Source organism: Methylorubrum populi, from assembly GCA_036946625.1.
Lineage (GTDB): Bacteria > Pseudomonadota > Alphaproteobacteria > Rhizobiales > Beijerinckiaceae > Methylobacterium > Methylobacterium populi_C.
The window spans coordinates 1,697,501-1,711,241 of record JAQIIU010000002.1; the positions used below are offsets into that span (position 1 = coordinate 1,697,501).

The following is a 13,741-nucleotide window of genomic DNA, read 5'->3' on the forward strand; positions in this document are numbered from 1 at the left end:
GTTCAACGCCAAGATGACCGGCCGCGACAACGTCATCTTCGTCTCCCGGATCTACGGGGAGGACCCGCGGCGGGTGCTCGAATTCGTCGAGGATTTCTCCGAACTCGGCAGCTACCTGAACATGCCGGTGAGCACCTATTCTTCCGGCATGGGGTCGCGACTCGCCTTCGGCATGAGCATGGCGATCCCCTTCGACTGCTACCTCATCGACGAGACGCTGTCCGTGGGTGATGCGCGCTTCCAGAAGCGCTGCGCCGACATCTTCAACAAGCGGCGCGAGACTGCGGACGTGATCCTGATCTCCCACAGCATGGAGCAGATCCGCGAGTATTGCAGTCAGGCGATCATCCTCATCAACGGGCAGGCCGTGGTCTACGGCGACGTCAACGACGCCGTCGAAGCCTACCGTCGCCTGAATAGCTGAAGGCTGCCGCGGGCGATCTTCAGAGACGCCCCGGGAGCATCCTTCGGCAGGAGCGATGCCGGCTCTTCCGGACGGCGCGGGAACGAGCGTCACGCGGCGGACACGGTTTTGCCGTGAGACCGGGCGAGAGACGAAGGCGGTGCGATCCGCCGCCGACAAGCGAGCGGGCGCAGCCGACCGTGCGGCGCGGGCGAGCATTGAGGACATGAGCACCGAGATCAGCAGCCCGAGCGGTGCGCCGCTGACGACCGCCGACCGCTCCACCGCGGTCGCGGAGTCGCTCAAGCGGTTCGCCCGCATCGCGCGCCAGTCCGACCACAAGAAGGGCATCCGTGCCTACCAGACGCATATCCGGCGCGATCCGTGGATCCCCGCCCTCTTCCTGCTCGTCTTCGCGCTGCCGACCCTCGTCACCGCCGGGTACTTCTATCTCATCGCCTCGGACCGATACGTCACCGAAGCCCGCTTCGCCCTGCGGCCGGCGCTCGGCAGCGTCGACAAGGTCCAGAACGACGAGACGGGCAGCAACAGCTCCCTGTCCAAGCAGATGATCGCGCAGGACACGCTGATCACGACGAGCTACATCGCCAGCCGGCAGATGATCGAGACCATGGAGCGGCAGATGCCGCTGCGGGAGATGTTCTCGCGCGAAGGCATCGACTTCCTCTCGCGGTCGGATGCGGAGGAGCCGATCGAGCGCTTCATGCGCTACTGGCACAAGCGCGTTACGACCTCGGTCGATGCCAACGGCGGCATCATCCTGCTCAAGGTGCAGGCCTTCGATCCGCAGGAATCCTACAACCTCGCTCGGGCGATCCTGCAGGAGAGCGAGCGCATGGTGAACCAGCTCAGCCTGAAGGCGCGCAACGCCGCGCTCGCCGAGAGCGGCCACGAACTCGAAGTGGCGAAGGAGCGGATGCTGGAGGCGCAGCGCGCGATGCGCGACCTGCGCAACCGGGCCGGCGTGCTGGACGCGCAGTCGGCCAACAAGAACAACCTCATGGTCATCGCCGAGTTGCGCAAGAAGCGCATCGAACTCTCGGTCCAGCTCACGCTGAGCCTGCGCGACCTCGCACCCGAGCGGCGCCAGATCCAGGATCTGAAGGCGCAGATCCAGGAGCTCGACGAGAACATCGAGAAGATCGAGCGGCAGATGACCAGCACCGATCCGGAGCAGCGCCGCCTGCTTTCGGAGGCGATGACGGAGTTCGAGGGGCTGGAGAACCAGCGCAAGAACGCGCTGCTGTATTACAACAAGGTGCTGGCGGCCAACGAACAGGCGCGCATCGTCGCCAACCGCCAGATCGAGTTCTTCACGCCCGTGGTCGAGCCGGTCGTCCCCGTCTCGGCGATCGAGCCGCGTCGCCACCTGTTCACGAGCATCGTCGCGCTGGTGGCGATGGCCGTGTTCGGCCTCGGCGTCGTGATCCGCAAGTATCTGTATGGCTGACGGACCGGGCCGAACGGCCTCGCCCTACGAAAGCCGGTCGTACCCGCGACGACGGCGAGGCGATGGTTTTGCCGGAAAGGTTCAGCCGATCGCACCGGGCGGCCGGCGGGTCGGGGACGAGGCCGTCGGGTCGGCCGGCGTGGCCGGGTCCGGCAGAAGGGCGGGCTCCGGGTCCGGAGCGGGCGTGGCCGTGGCGGGCGGCGCCCCCGCGGTGCCGCCGGTCCAGCCCTGCGCGCGCCAACCCCGGGCCCGCTCGTCGAGATCGATCGCCCCGCCCCGCCGCATCAGCGCGATGACGCGTTCGGCGATGTCCCCTTCGGCCTGCACCGTCACCAGCGTGCCGCCGCGCCGCACGCCCTCGGCATAGGTCTCCGCATCGGCCCCGCTCAGGCCGGCCCCGGCCAGGGCGCCGATCAGGCCGCCCGCGGCCGCTCCCAAGCCCGCTCCGGACAGGGCGGCGACGAGCCAGCCCGCCGCGATCACCGGACCGGCGCCGGGAATCGCGAGGAGGCCGAAGCTCGCGAGCAGGCCCGCCCCGCCGCCGAGCACGGTGCCCACCGTCGCCCCGGCCCCGGCTCCCTCGGCAGCCGGACTCTCGGGCGCGCGCACCGCGGGGTCAGGCGCCGATCCGGGATCGTCCGCAGGCTGCCCCCCGGTCCGCTCGGCGGCATTCAGGGCGACGATGCCGATATCCGCCTGCGGCACGCCCTCGGCCTCGATGCGGTCCACGACACGGGCGGCATCCTCGTGGCTGTCGAACAGGGCGGTGACGGCGCGTGCTGCCATGATGATCCCTCTCGCGATCCTTGGCCTTCCTTGCTCCCGCCGCCCTCACTCGGCGGCCACCTCGCCCCGGTCATCCACGCCGACGTTCAGGCTGCGGCCGGCATGCCCGGCGCGTCCGCGCCAGATACCCTGCCCGTCGAGATGCAGGTCGGCGACGTGGGAAAAGCCCATCCCGGCAAACCGTGCCCGCACCTGCGCGGCGGTGAAGCTGTTGGCACCGGGCTTCAACGGCGCGCCGACCGCGCCGTGCGCCTTCTCCGCCGGAGAGGGCGCCGGCGCCTCCGGTTCCGGGGCGGCCTGGACCGATGCCGGATAGCAGCACGGCGAGGAGGAGGGAACAGGCGCGCATCTCGGTCACGTCCGCTGGAGCCCGGCGAGGCGCCGGACGGATGTGCCTGACCAAGCCGTTGCCGCCCGCCCGGGTTCCGCCCGAGTGCGGGCGGTGCGGGCGTTAACGCCTCGCTAACCGTGCACCCGGCAAATCCTGCCGGGTGGGGCCTCTCGGGCGTGGTCCGCACGATTCGCGTCGGGGATGGAGCGGGATGAGCGAGACGGCGGGCGCCGTACCGGCGGGGGCAGGCGGGCTCGGCGGCCTCGCGGCCCTGCGCATGCCGAATCGGGCCAGCCTCCAGGCGTTCTCGAAGCGCTCGGACCTGTTCTTCGCCGCGGCGGTGATGGGCATCCTCGTGGTGCTGATCTTCCCGCTGCCGGCCTTCCTGCTCGACCTGCTGCTGGCCGTCTCGATCATCATGTCGGTGCTGATCATGATGACGGGGCTGTTCATCGACAACCCGCTCGAATTCACCGTCTTCCCGACGCTGCTGCTGATCGCGACCATGCTGCGGCTGGCGCTCAACCTCGCCTCGACCCGGCTGATCCTCGGCCACGGGCACGAGGGCACCGCCGCGGCCGGGCACGTCATCGAGGCCTTCGGGCACTTCGTGATGGGCGGCAACTTCGTGATCGGGATCATCGTCTTCGCGATCCTGATCATCGTGAACTTCGTCGTCATCACCAAGGGCTCGGGCCGCATCGCCGAGGTGGCGGCCCGCTTCACCCTCGACGCCATGCCCGGCAAGCAGATGGCGATCGATGCCGACCTCTCCGCCGGCCTGATCGACGAGAAGGCGGCCAAGACCCGGCGCGCGGCGCTCGAAGAGGAATCCTCGTTCTTCGGCGCCATGGACGGCGCCTCGAAATTCGTGCGCGGCGACGCGGTGGCCGCGCTCCTCATCACCGGCATCAACGTGGTCGGCGGCATCATCATCGGCGTCGCCCAGCAGGGCCTCGGCTTCGCGGAGGCCGCCAAGACCTACACCCTGCTCACCATCGGCGACGGGCTGGCGAGCCAGGTGCCGGCGCTGATCGTCTCGACCGCGGCCGGCATCCTGGTCTCGAAGGCCGGCGTGAAGGGCGCCGCCGACAAGGCGCTCGGCAAGCAGATGGCGAACTATCCGAAAGCGCTCGGCATGTCGGCCGGCGTGATGGTGCTGATCGCGCTCCTGCCCGGCATGCCGATACTGCCCTTCCTCGCCCTCGGCGGCGCCTCCGGCTACGCGGCGTGGCGCATCGCCAAGACCCAACGCGAGGCGCCCCCCGCCGCGGCGGAGGGCACGCCCGGTGCCGCCGCCCCCGGCGCGGCGCCCGCGGAAGAGACCGTCACCGACCTCCTGAAGCTCGACGACCTCAAGCTGGAGATGGGCTACGCCCTGCTCGCCCTCGTCAACGGCGAGGGCCAGGACCGGCTCACCGACCAGATCAAGGCCCTGCGCCGCCAGCTCGCGTCCGAACTCGGCATCGTCATGCCCTCGGTGCGCATCCTCGACAATGTGGGCCTGGAGGCCAACACCTACGTCGTGCGGGTGAAGGAGATCGAGGCCGGCACGGGTCAGGTCTTCCCCGGCCAGTTCATGGCGATGGACCCGATGGGCGGACAGGTGCAGCTCCCCGGCCAGCACCTGCTGGAGCCGACCTTCGGCCTGCCCGCGACCTGGGTCGACGCCTCGCTGCGGGATCAGGCGCAGCTCAAGGGCTACACCGTGGTCGATGCGGCCACCGTGATCTCGACGCATCTGACCGAGGTCATCAAGGCCCACGTCTCGGAGCTTCTCAACCACGTCGAGGTGCAGAAGCTGCTGCGCGAACTGCCCAAGGAGCACACCGAGCTCCTGAAGGAGGTGGTGCCCTCGCAGATCGCCACCACCGGCATCCAGCGGGTGCTGCAATTGCTGCTCGCCGAACGGGTCTCGGTGCGCGATCTCGGCTCCATCGTCGAGGGCATCGCCGAAGTCGCCGGCCACGTGAAGAACCCGCGCGACATCGTCGAGCACGTCCGCGCCCGGCTCGGCCGCCAGATCTGCGCCCAGTACCAGGGACCGGACGGGACGCTGCCGATCATCACCCTGTCGCCGGCCTGGGAGCAGGCCTTCCTCGAATCGATCGCCGGCGAGCGCGAGGAGCGCTACCTCGCCATGCAGCCCTCGCGGCTCACGGAGTTCGTCAACACGGTGCGCGACCGCTTCGAGCAGGCCGCCCGCATGGGCGAGATGCCGGTGCTCGTCACCTCGGTCCAGGCCCGGCCGTTCGTGCGCTCGATCATCGAGCGCTTCCGCCGCGAGACGCCGGTGATGAGCCAGGCGGAGATTCATCCGCGGGCAAGGCTGAGGACGGTCGGCTCCGTCTGAATCATTCTCTCGAACTTCCTCTGCGCCGCGGCAGCCGGCGGCGCACGGGGAGGTTTGCGAAAGACGATGGCGGACAACTCGGCAAGCCCAGCAACTCAACCTCAGGAAGCATTTTTTCACCTTCGTTAAGAACCCGGAGTCTAAAAGCCCTCGCTGCCCTGCAACAAGAACCGATTTCCGGGGCGCAGAAGGGTTTGCCGATGCTGCGTTTCGATATCCCGCGAAAGCTCTACGCCCTGGTTGCGCTGGCGGCCCTGAGTCTGCTGGCGATCTGCACCGTCGCGCTCAACTATCAGTACGACGCGATGTACGCGCAGCGCGTGAACCGCCTCTCGCTGATGACGGAATCCGCGCTCAACCTGATCGACCGCTACCACCGGCTCGCCCAGGCCGGCGAGATGACCGAGGCCGCGGCACGTGCGGCGGCCTATGCCGATGTCACGGCGATGCAACACGGCAGGGACGGCTACTTCTTCGTCTACGACCGGGCCGTCACCGTGGTCGCCCATGCCGACAAGGCGCTGCTCGGGCGCGACTTCAGCGCTCTCAAGGATACGACGGGCTTCGGCTTCATCGCCGACGTGCTGCCGCGCGCCGTCCGCGACGGCGTGGCCTCGGTGGTGTACACGTGGAAGCGCACGCCGGACGCCGAGGCGACGGCCAAGCTCGCCGTCTTCCGGTTCCATGCGCCCTGGGGCCTCTACGTCGCCACCGGCGTCCACATCGACGATTTGAAGGCGACGCTCTGGGAGCAGATCCGGCGGCTCGGCATGATCGCGCTGGGCATCCTCCTCGTCCTCGGCGCGATTTCCTGGGCGATCATCCGCTCGATCGTGCGTCCGATGAACGCCCTGCGGGCGACGATGGGCCGGCTGGCACAGGGGCGCACCGAGATCGACCTGCCCGAGACGCAGCGGCACGACGAGGTCGGCGCGATGGCCCGCGCCGTGGCGGTCTTCCGCGACAACGCGATCGAGCGCGAGCGGCTGCAGGGGGCGCAGGACGCGGATCAGGCGCTGAAGATGCAGCGGGCCGAGCGCCTCAACAGTCTGATCCAGGGCTTCGAGGGCACGATCACCGGTATCGTCACCACCATTGGCGGAGCGGCCGCGCAGCTTCAATCGACCGCACAAGGCCTCGCCGGCACCGCCAATCAGACGTCCAGCCAATCGACCGCCGTGGCGACCGCGGCCGAGGAAGCGACTGCGAACGTCAACACCGTGGCGGCTGCGGCCGAGGAACTGGGCACCTCCGTTCAGGAGATCGGGCGGCAGGTCGACGGCTCGGCCGCCTTGGCCCGGACCGCCGTGGAGGAGGCGGACCAGACCGGCCTGCTCGTCCACGAGCTGAGCGAGGCCGCCGCCCGGATCGGCGACGTCGTCGCGCTGATCTCGCAGATCGCCGGCCAGACCAACCTCCTGGCGCTCAACGCGACCATCGAGGCGGCCCGCGCCGGTGAGGCGGGACGCGGCTTCGCGGTGGTCGCGGCGGAAGTGAAGGAACTGGCGAGCCAGACCGCGCGGGCAACCGACGAGATCTCGGGCCAGATCGCCCGCATCCAGCGCTCGACCGGGGCGGCGGTCGGCGCGATCGGCGGGATCGCCGGACGCATCCGCGAGATCAGCGGCGTCTCGACCTCGATCGCTGCGGCCGTCGAGGAGCAGAGCGCGGCGACCCAGGAAATCGTGCGCAACGTGGCTCAGGCCGCCACCGGCACGGGCGAGGTGACCAGCAACATCACCGGCGTCGCCCGCGCTTCCGAGGAGACCGGCACCGCGGCGAGTCAGGTTCTGGGCGCGGCCTCCGAGCTGTCGCGCCAGTCGGAGCACCTGCGGGCCGAGGTCGGCCGCTTCCTCACGACCGTGCAGGCCGCCTGAGCGGCACCGGGCGGGCGGCTCGCGCCGGGGGCGCCGCCGATCTCAGGCCTGCCCCTCGATGGCGCGCAGGACGGCGACCAGTTGGTCGGCCTGCGGGCGCGTCAGCCCGGTGCTGATGATCGTGCCGTTCCGGCAGATCGAGCAGGTGCCGTCCTCGGCGACCCGTATCTTGATCGAAGCCATGATATCCATCCGGGAGCCGGCGCGGCTCCCATCCCGTCGAAGCTTAACCGTTCATGAAGGACCCGCAACCCCGCGCGTCCCGCCATCCACGGAAGCGGCGTGACGTAGGGATCGGCGGACGCGCCGTCACTGCGACAAAATGGACGGGGAACCGTGCGCTTGCGCCGGAAGCGCGGACGACGGCCGCCCCTCTCGGAACGGCCGCCGGCCCGCCTTCGGAGAGGTGCGGTCAGACCGCCTTCTTCTCCAGCCGCTCCTCGATCACGTGGCTGTCGAGGCCCGGCGCGACCAGCGGCGGCTCGGGCGGCACCGGCCCGGGCCCCTTGGTCAGCGCGCTCGACAGGCGCGAGCGCTCGAACAGCAGCACCACGACGATCGCCACCGCAAACGGAATCAGCAGGTAGAACAGGCGGAAGATCAGTACGGCGGCCAGGACCGGTGCCTTCTCGGCGTCGGTCTGGAGCTGCATCGCGGTGAAGAACACGAGTTCGAACACGCCGAGGCCGCCGGGGGCGTGCGAGGCCAGAGCCACCGAGAACGAGGCGAGGAAGATGCCGAGCACCGCGATGAAGCCGGGGTTGAGGGCGTCGGGCAGGGCGAAGTAGATGATGCCGGCCGCGCCGAGCAGTTCCAGCGGCGCGGCGATGAGCTGGCGCACCATGATGCCGGGGCGCGGATACTCGATCTTGAAGTTGCGGATGGTCAGCGGACGGAAGCGCAGCACCGAGCCGATCACGTAGAGCGCGACGAAGGCGAGCAGGCCGAAGCCGACCAGCCGGGAGGTGGCGGGGTTGGTCAGCGCCGCGGGCAGCAGGTTGTCGAGCCGCGCCAGCAGGCCCGGATCGTAGACCAGCACGAAGCCGCCGAGCAGGATCGTGCCGAGCCCGAAGGTGAAGGAGCACAGGGCCACCAGCACCGCGACCTGCGCCGCCGACAGCCCCTTCGAGGTGTAGGCGCGGTAGCGCACCAGGGCGCCGGAGAAGACCGAGGCGCCGATGTTGTGCGACAGCGCGTAGGTCGTGAACGAGCACAGCGACACGAACGGCCACGAGATGTGGCGCACGCCCAGATGCAGCAGCGCGATCCGGTCGTACCAGGCGAGCGCGGCGTAGGCGATCAGGGTCGAGACGGCGGCGAGCAGGAAGTGGTGAAGCGGGATGGCGGCGAAGGCCGCCTCGATGCTCGCCCAGGACAGGGTCTTCAGCTCGCCCCAGAGCAGGTAGCAGGATACCGCCACCGCCGCGAGGCCGATCAGGCCCCAGATGATTTCGCTGACTTTCTTCATGAGCACCGGCCGCCTCTGTCGGGACCGGCCTCTCCTGCGTCACGGCCGCGCGCATCGCAAGCGGAACCGGAGTGACCGTCTCGATGCGGCGGGCTCTTGCCGCCCGATCGTGACGGTTTCATGCCGGATGTGGCAGCGCGTTCCTCATCGTCGAGACAAAACTCCCGATGACGGGGCTGCGCACAGGGCGAGCGTCATAGGAGCGCGACCGCAAGCCCTGCCCCATCGATCCTCGGGGACTATCGCGGCCTCGCATTTTGCAGGCGCGCCGACGCCGCTTTCAACAGCTCCGCTCAATCATCGGGTGGATTGCCGTCGTCGAGCATGCCCCTGAAGACGCGATAGGCGTCGGTCTTCGAGCCGTAGGTCCGCAACGTCGTCTCGTCATTCACCCAGGCGAAGACGAGCACCTTGGCCCTGCCGTCGTAGCGGAAGAACAGGCGGAAGCGGCCGTTGCCGAACTTGGCGCGGAACCAGTGCTTCCGCGCTTCCCCCAAGGTGCTGCCTTGGCGGTACTCGGGTCGGGCGGGATGTCCCGGCACCGTCTCGAAGATCAATTTGCGCAAAGCCGCGAGCAGCTTCGCGTTGGCTGCGCTGCCGTAACCGACCGGATCCTTGACCCTGGCCTTCTCGACCACCGCCGTGAGCTTTTCGAGCTGATCGAGCAACAGGGGGTGAGCGAAGATCGTCCAGCCGTCGACGACGAGCATCGGTCAGAGCGCGACCGGGCCGTCGATCGCCTCGTTCGGATCGACCTCGATCCCCGAGGCGAGCGCCGTCATGCGTTCGACGAGGCTTGCGGGAAAGGCGACGATGCTCTCGCGCGGGTTGCGCTGCATGTCGCTGGCGAGGAAGTCGAGGAAATGCGCGATGACCGGATCCGCTTCCTCCTCGACACGGACGAGGCTCACGCCCCGCTCGTCCACGAGATAGGCGATCTCCCCTCCGTAGCTCACGCCGAGCGCTTGGCGGACGGATTTCGGGATCGTGGTCTGACCCTTCGCCGTGATCTTGCTGCGCTCGCCGAGTCGAGCCGTCATCGCAGCCTCCCGTGCCGAATGTAAGGAATACTCCTTACCGAAACGTGCTCCAAGGCACAACGGCGAAAGCCGGGTGCCGAAACAGCCCGGCTTTGATCAGCGCCGAATGCAGACCTCTACCGTGAAATCCGCCTCGGACCCGTGTCCGCCGGGTCGCCGCCCTCACGCCCGGGCGCGCAGACCGATCGCGTCCATCTCGGCCTGCTCGCGGGCGGCCTCGGCCGCGCGCTCGGCGGAACGCTCGCGATCCTCCAGGATCTCGACCTTCTTCAATTCCTCGAACGCCTCGCCCAGCTCGGCCTTCGCCTCGGCGAGCTGACCCTCCAGGGCGGCGGCCGACTGGCGCATGTTGTCCCGGCGGCCGGTCGCGGCGCGGGCATAGGTCGGGTAGGCGAAGTGGCCGGGATCGGAGATGCCGGCGCGGGCCTCCTCCTGGGCGACCTCGCGGTCGAGCTCGGCCGCCATGCGGTTGAAGTCGGCCATCATCATCTCGATCTGGGCCACCCGGCGACGCTTCTCGTCCACCTGGAACCGACGCAGCCGGATCAGCGTGTCACGCGATTTCATGTCGGGCCATCCACTCCACGCTACGCTGGCACGCGGCTCGAGTTGCGCGGGCGTCCTTCCGGACCGTCGCCCCGACGCGTTTCGAAGTCGCTTCACCCGCCGCCGACGATGGCGGCCAACCGGGCGTAACCCTCGCCGATGGAGGTTGCTTCTTCCTTACCCTGCCCCAGAAAAGCCGTCAGATCGGGCATCAAGGCCACCGCCTCGTCGACTTCCGGCGACGAACCGGCGCGGTAGGCGCCGAGCCGGATCAACTCCTCCATGTCGGCATAGGTCGCGAGCACCTTTCGCGCACGCCGGACGGTGGGAAGGTGGCCCGGGTCGCAGGCCCGCGGCATGGTGCGCGAGACCGAGCGCAGCACGTTGATCGCCGGATAGCGCCCGGCTTCCGCGATGCGCCGCTCCATGACGATGTGGCCGTCGAGGATGCCGCGCACCGCGTCCGCCACCGGCTCGTTGTGGTCGTCGCCCTCCACCAGCACCGTGAACAGGCCGGAGATCGCCCCCTTCCCCGTGCCGGGCCCCGCCCTCTCCAGAAGGCGCGGCAACTCGGAGAAGACGGTCGGCGTGTAGCCCTTGGCGGTGGGCGGCTCGCCCCCGGCCAAGCCGATGTCGCGCTGGGCCATGGCGAAGCGGGTGATCGAGTCGATCATGCACAGCACCTGTGCGCCCTGATCGCGAAAATACTCGGCGACCGCCAGCGTCACGTAGGCCGCGTTGCGGCGCATCAGCACCGGCTCGTCGGAGGTCGCCACGACCACGACCGAGCGGGCGAGCCCCGCTGCGCCGAGATCGTCCTGGAGGAATTCCTGCACCTCGCGGCCGCGCTCGCCCACGAGGCCGATCACCGCCACGTCCGCGGCGGTGTAGCGGGCGAGCATGGAGAGCAGCACCGACTTGCCGACCCCGGAGCCGGCGAAGATGCCCATGCGCTGCCCGCGGCACATGGTGAGAAAGGTGTTGATGCAGCGCACCCCGAGATCGAGCGGCGGCCCGACCCGCTTGCGCCCGTGCGCGGGCGGCGGATCGGCCCGCAAGGGATAGATCGCCGGCCCCTGCACCAGGGGGCCGAGCCCGTCGATGGGGCGCCCGAGGGCATCGACGGTCCGCCCGAGCCAAGCGGCGGAGGGGCGGATCGCGCCGGCCGCCTCGTCGCGCACCAGGGCCGGGCAGCCGCGGCGCACGCCCTCCAGCGAGCCGAACGGCATGGCGAGCGCGCGGTCGCCGGCAAAGCCGATCACCTCGCAGGGGACCGTCGCGGAGGCCGGCCCGCCGCGCGCCTCGACCACCACGTCGATGCGCCCGCCGAGCCGCATGGCGGCGATGGGGCCGGCGACCTCGACCAGCAGGCCGCGGATCGCCGTCACCCGGCCGAAGGTCTCCAGCGTCTCGACGGTCGAGAGCGTGGCGAGCGCCGCCGCCAGCCCTCCGGAGCCGGGTTCCTGCGTCATGCGTCCGATTCCGTTAACCGCGGCCCCGCCACCGAACCGGCCGATGTCTTAACATCGCGGGGCCCGCCGCCAAGTCTCCCCCCGCCAAGTCTCCCCTGCCGCTCCGGCGCGGTCACCGACCGGGGCATGGAAAAAAAAGATCGGCGACGAATGACCGCCGTCTCCTTTCCGCAACAGACTCGTCAACCTCAGGCGACAGAAGGGGTTAGCTCCGACGGCCGTCCCGCAGACCCGGAAATGCCGCGGCAGAGGGAGAACAGATCGCCAACAGGGACGAGAATCGGGGCCGGACTCGAAAGGGACGACGCTTGCAAGCGGGATTCGGCTTTTGTTAACGGTTAAGGAATAGCGTTTCGAAAGTGGGAATGAGGGAGCGTCCGCCGAGCCCATCGGCGGGCGACCGGCGGCGGCTTGTCTCAAGCGCCCCGAAACGGCCAGTCCGGGTGGGGATCACGATGCGCGTACTTCTGATCGAGGACGACAGCGCTACGGCGCAGAGCATCGAGTTGATGCTCAAATCCGAGAACTTCAACACCTATACGACCGACCTCGGCGAAGAAGGTGTCGATCTCGGCAAGCTCTACGACTACGACATCATCCTTCTCGACCTGAACCTGCCCGACATGTCGGGCTACGAGGTGCTGCGCTCCTTGCGCGTCGCCAAGGTGAAGACGCCGATCCTGATCCTGTCCGGCATGGCCGGCATCGAGGACAAGGTGAAGGGTCTCGGCTTCGGCGCCGACGATTACCTCACCAAGCCGTTCCACAAGGACGAGCTGGTGGCGCGCATCCACGCCATCGTGCGCCGCTCGAAGGGCCACGCCCAGTCGGTCATCACCACCGGCGACCTGATCGTGAACCTCGACCAGAAGACCGTCGAGGTCGCCGGTTCGCGGGTCCACCTCACCGGCAAGGAGTACCAGATGCTGGAACTCCTCTCGCTGCGGAAGGGCACGACGCTGACCAAGGAGATGTTCCTCAACCATCTCTACGGCGGCATGGACGAGCCGGAATTGAAGATCATCGACGTGTTCATCTGCAAGCTGCGCAAGAAGCTGGCGAACGCTTCCGAGGGCAAGAACTACATCGAGACCGTGTGGGGCCGCGGCTACGTGCTGCGCGAGCCGGTCGAGGGCGAGGACCGCATGGCGGTCTGACGCCGCGCGATTCAGAAAGGTTCGGCCCGGGCGTCCTCTCAGCCAGGCCGGGAGGGAAGACTGGGCGAGGAGATCGCCGGGGCTGCGCGAGGAGCAGAGGGGTCTCTCCCGCCCTCCCAACACCAACAAACAGGCGGATCGTCCGGAGTCGATGGCTGGCGCGATGCGCCGATCACCGCCCGCACCGACCGACGAACCCCGCTCCGGCGGGGTTCTTCCGTTCAGGGGCTCCGCTCGGCGGCCGACGATCCGGGGGGGACGAGCGCCTGGACGACGGCGCGGGCGGCCGTGGCGTCGTCAGCGGCGAGCGAGCGGATCGTCAGGAGATCGCCGTCGAACCGATCCTGCTGATCCATCTCACCGCCGACAGGCCGGTCAGGCGGCATTCCGGATTGCGTGCCCGTCAGAATCAACGTTCCTCAGCCTTCCGGCCGAGGCGGGCTACGCCGTCTCCTCGCGGAAATACGGCTCGACGGCCCCCTTCAGCTTGACCGTCATCGGGTTGCCGGTGCGGTCGAGCGTCTTGCCGGCGGAGAGACGCACCCAGCCCTCGCTGACGCAGTACTCCTCGACATTGGTCTTCTCGACGCCCTTGAAGCGCACGCCGACGCCGCGGGCGAGGACGGCCTCGTCGTAGAAGGGGCTGTTCGGGTTGACCGAGAGGCGATCGGGGAGCGTATCGGACATGAGTCGGGCGTTCCTGGCAAACGTGCCGGCCGGTTACGGCAATCGGGCCGGACGGGCAATGGCGCGGCCCCGGAGCCTTCGCGGCGTTGAGCGCGTGACAGCATCGGCCTATCGTGCTGACTCTGCCGTCAGGTTCGTGTCGTGCTGTCC

15 protein-coding genes (1 of these 15 only partly in view) are annotated in these 13,741 nt (G+C 69.0%); 5 read left to right on the plus strand and 10 right to left on the minus strand.

The genetic code is table 11. The features are described 5' to 3' along the window. Window positions 1-424: the 3' portion of an ABC transporter ATP-binding protein gene (locus tag PGN25_09965; protein ID MEH3117893.1), read on the plus strand. 230 nt of this gene lie to the left of the window's left edge; the window shows 424 of its 654 coding nt (coding positions 231-654); its start codon lies off the left edge, out of view; it ends in the stop codon at window positions 422-424. A gap of 205 nt (window positions 425-629) precedes the next feature. Further along, entirely contained in the window at window positions 630-1,874 is a 1,245-nt protein-coding gene (locus PGN25_09970) for a capsule biosynthesis protein (protein MEH3117894.1), read from the plus strand. Window positions 1,875-1,955: 81 nt separating this feature from the next. Here the strand turns inward: PGN25_09970 and PGN25_09975 are convergent, their stop codons facing one another. Then, on the minus strand, window positions 1,956-2,660 hold the full coding sequence (locus PGN25_09975) for a hypothetical protein (GenBank protein ID MEH3117895.1): 705 nt from the start codon (window positions 2,658-2,660) through the stop codon (window positions 1,956-1,958). Between the two features lie 45 nt (window positions 2,661-2,705). Further along, the gene (locus PGN25_09980; protein ID MEH3117896.1) at window positions 2,706-2,888 is read right to left on the minus strand and encodes a hypothetical protein; all 183 of its coding nucleotides are present in this window, start codon (window positions 2,886-2,888) and stop codon (window positions 2,706-2,708) included. A gap of 314 nt (window positions 2,889-3,202) precedes the next feature. Between PGN25_09980 and flhA the strand changes: the two genes are divergently transcribed. Continuing rightward, entirely contained in the window at window positions 3,203-5,344 is a 2,142-nt protein-coding gene (gene flhA, locus PGN25_09985) for a flagellar biosynthesis protein FlhA (protein ID MEH3117897.1), read from the plus strand. 200 nt (window positions 5,345-5,544) lie between these two features. Beyond that, window positions 5,545-7,221 (plus strand): methyl-accepting chemotaxis protein, encoded by a 1,677-nt coding sequence (locus PGN25_09990; protein MEH3117898.1) that lies wholly within the window; start codon window positions 5,545-5,547, stop codon window positions 7,219-7,221. Between the two features lie 42 nt (window positions 7,222-7,263). Here the strand turns inward: PGN25_09990 and PGN25_09995 are convergent, their stop codons facing one another. From PGN25_09995 to fliI, 6 genes are all read right to left on the minus strand, one after another. Further along, window positions 7,264-7,404: a hypothetical protein gene (locus tag PGN25_09995; GenBank protein ID MEH3117899.1), complete on the minus strand. Its 141-nt coding sequence runs from the start codon at window positions 7,402-7,404 to the stop codon at window positions 7,264-7,266. 229 nt (window positions 7,405-7,633) lie between these two features. Next, on the minus strand, window positions 7,634-8,689 hold the full coding sequence (locus PGN25_10000) for a lysylphosphatidylglycerol synthase domain-containing protein (GenBank protein MEH3117900.1): 1,056 nt from the start codon (window positions 8,687-8,689) through the stop codon (window positions 7,634-7,636). Window positions 8,690-8,982: 293 nt separating this feature from the next. Next, a complete protein-coding gene (locus PGN25_10005; protein MEH3117901.1) occupies window positions 8,983-9,399 on the minus strand; it encodes a type II toxin-antitoxin system YhaV family toxin in 417 nt (138 codons plus the stop codon). Between the two features lie 3 nt (window positions 9,400-9,402). Then, window positions 9,403-9,729 carry a type II toxin-antitoxin system PrlF family antitoxin gene (locus PGN25_10010; protein MEH3117902.1) on the minus strand — a complete coding sequence of 109 codons (327 nt, stop codon included), beginning with the start codon at window positions 9,727-9,729 and terminating at the stop codon, window positions 9,403-9,405. A gap of 162 nt (window positions 9,730-9,891) precedes the next feature. Beyond that, complete coding sequence (gene fliJ / locus PGN25_10015; protein MEH3117903.1) at window positions 9,892-10,296, minus strand: flagellar export protein FliJ; 405 nt, start codon at window positions 10,294-10,296, stop codon at window positions 9,892-9,894. Window positions 10,297-10,388: 92 nt separating this feature from the next. Continuing rightward, window positions 10,389-11,747: a flagellar protein export ATPase FliI gene (fliI, locus tag PGN25_10020; protein MEH3117904.1), complete on the minus strand. Its 1,359-nt coding sequence runs from the start codon at window positions 11,745-11,747 to the stop codon at window positions 10,389-10,391. 455 nt (window positions 11,748-12,202) lie between these two features. Here fliI and PGN25_10025 point away from each other — a divergent pair, with 455 nt between their 5' ends. Then, window positions 12,203-12,904, plus strand: a complete 702-nt coding sequence (locus PGN25_10025; GenBank protein MEH3117905.1) for a response regulator transcription factor — start codon at window positions 12,203-12,205, stop codon at window positions 12,902-12,904. A gap of 221 nt (window positions 12,905-13,125) precedes the next feature. Here the strand turns inward: PGN25_10025 and PGN25_10030 are convergent, their stop codons facing one another. Both PGN25_10030 and PGN25_10035 read right to left on the minus strand, forming a co-directional pair. Then, window positions 13,126-13,260 carry a hypothetical protein gene (locus PGN25_10030; protein MEH3117906.1) on the minus strand — a complete coding sequence of 45 codons (135 nt, stop codon included), beginning with the start codon at window positions 13,258-13,260 and terminating at the stop codon, window positions 13,126-13,128. Window positions 13,261-13,345: 85 nt separating this feature from the next. Beyond that, window positions 13,346-13,591, minus strand: coding sequence for a DUF3297 family protein (locus PGN25_10035; protein ID MEH3117907.1), 246 nt, complete (start codon window positions 13,589-13,591; stop codon window positions 13,346-13,348). Window positions 13,592-13,741 lie beyond the last annotated feature (150 nt).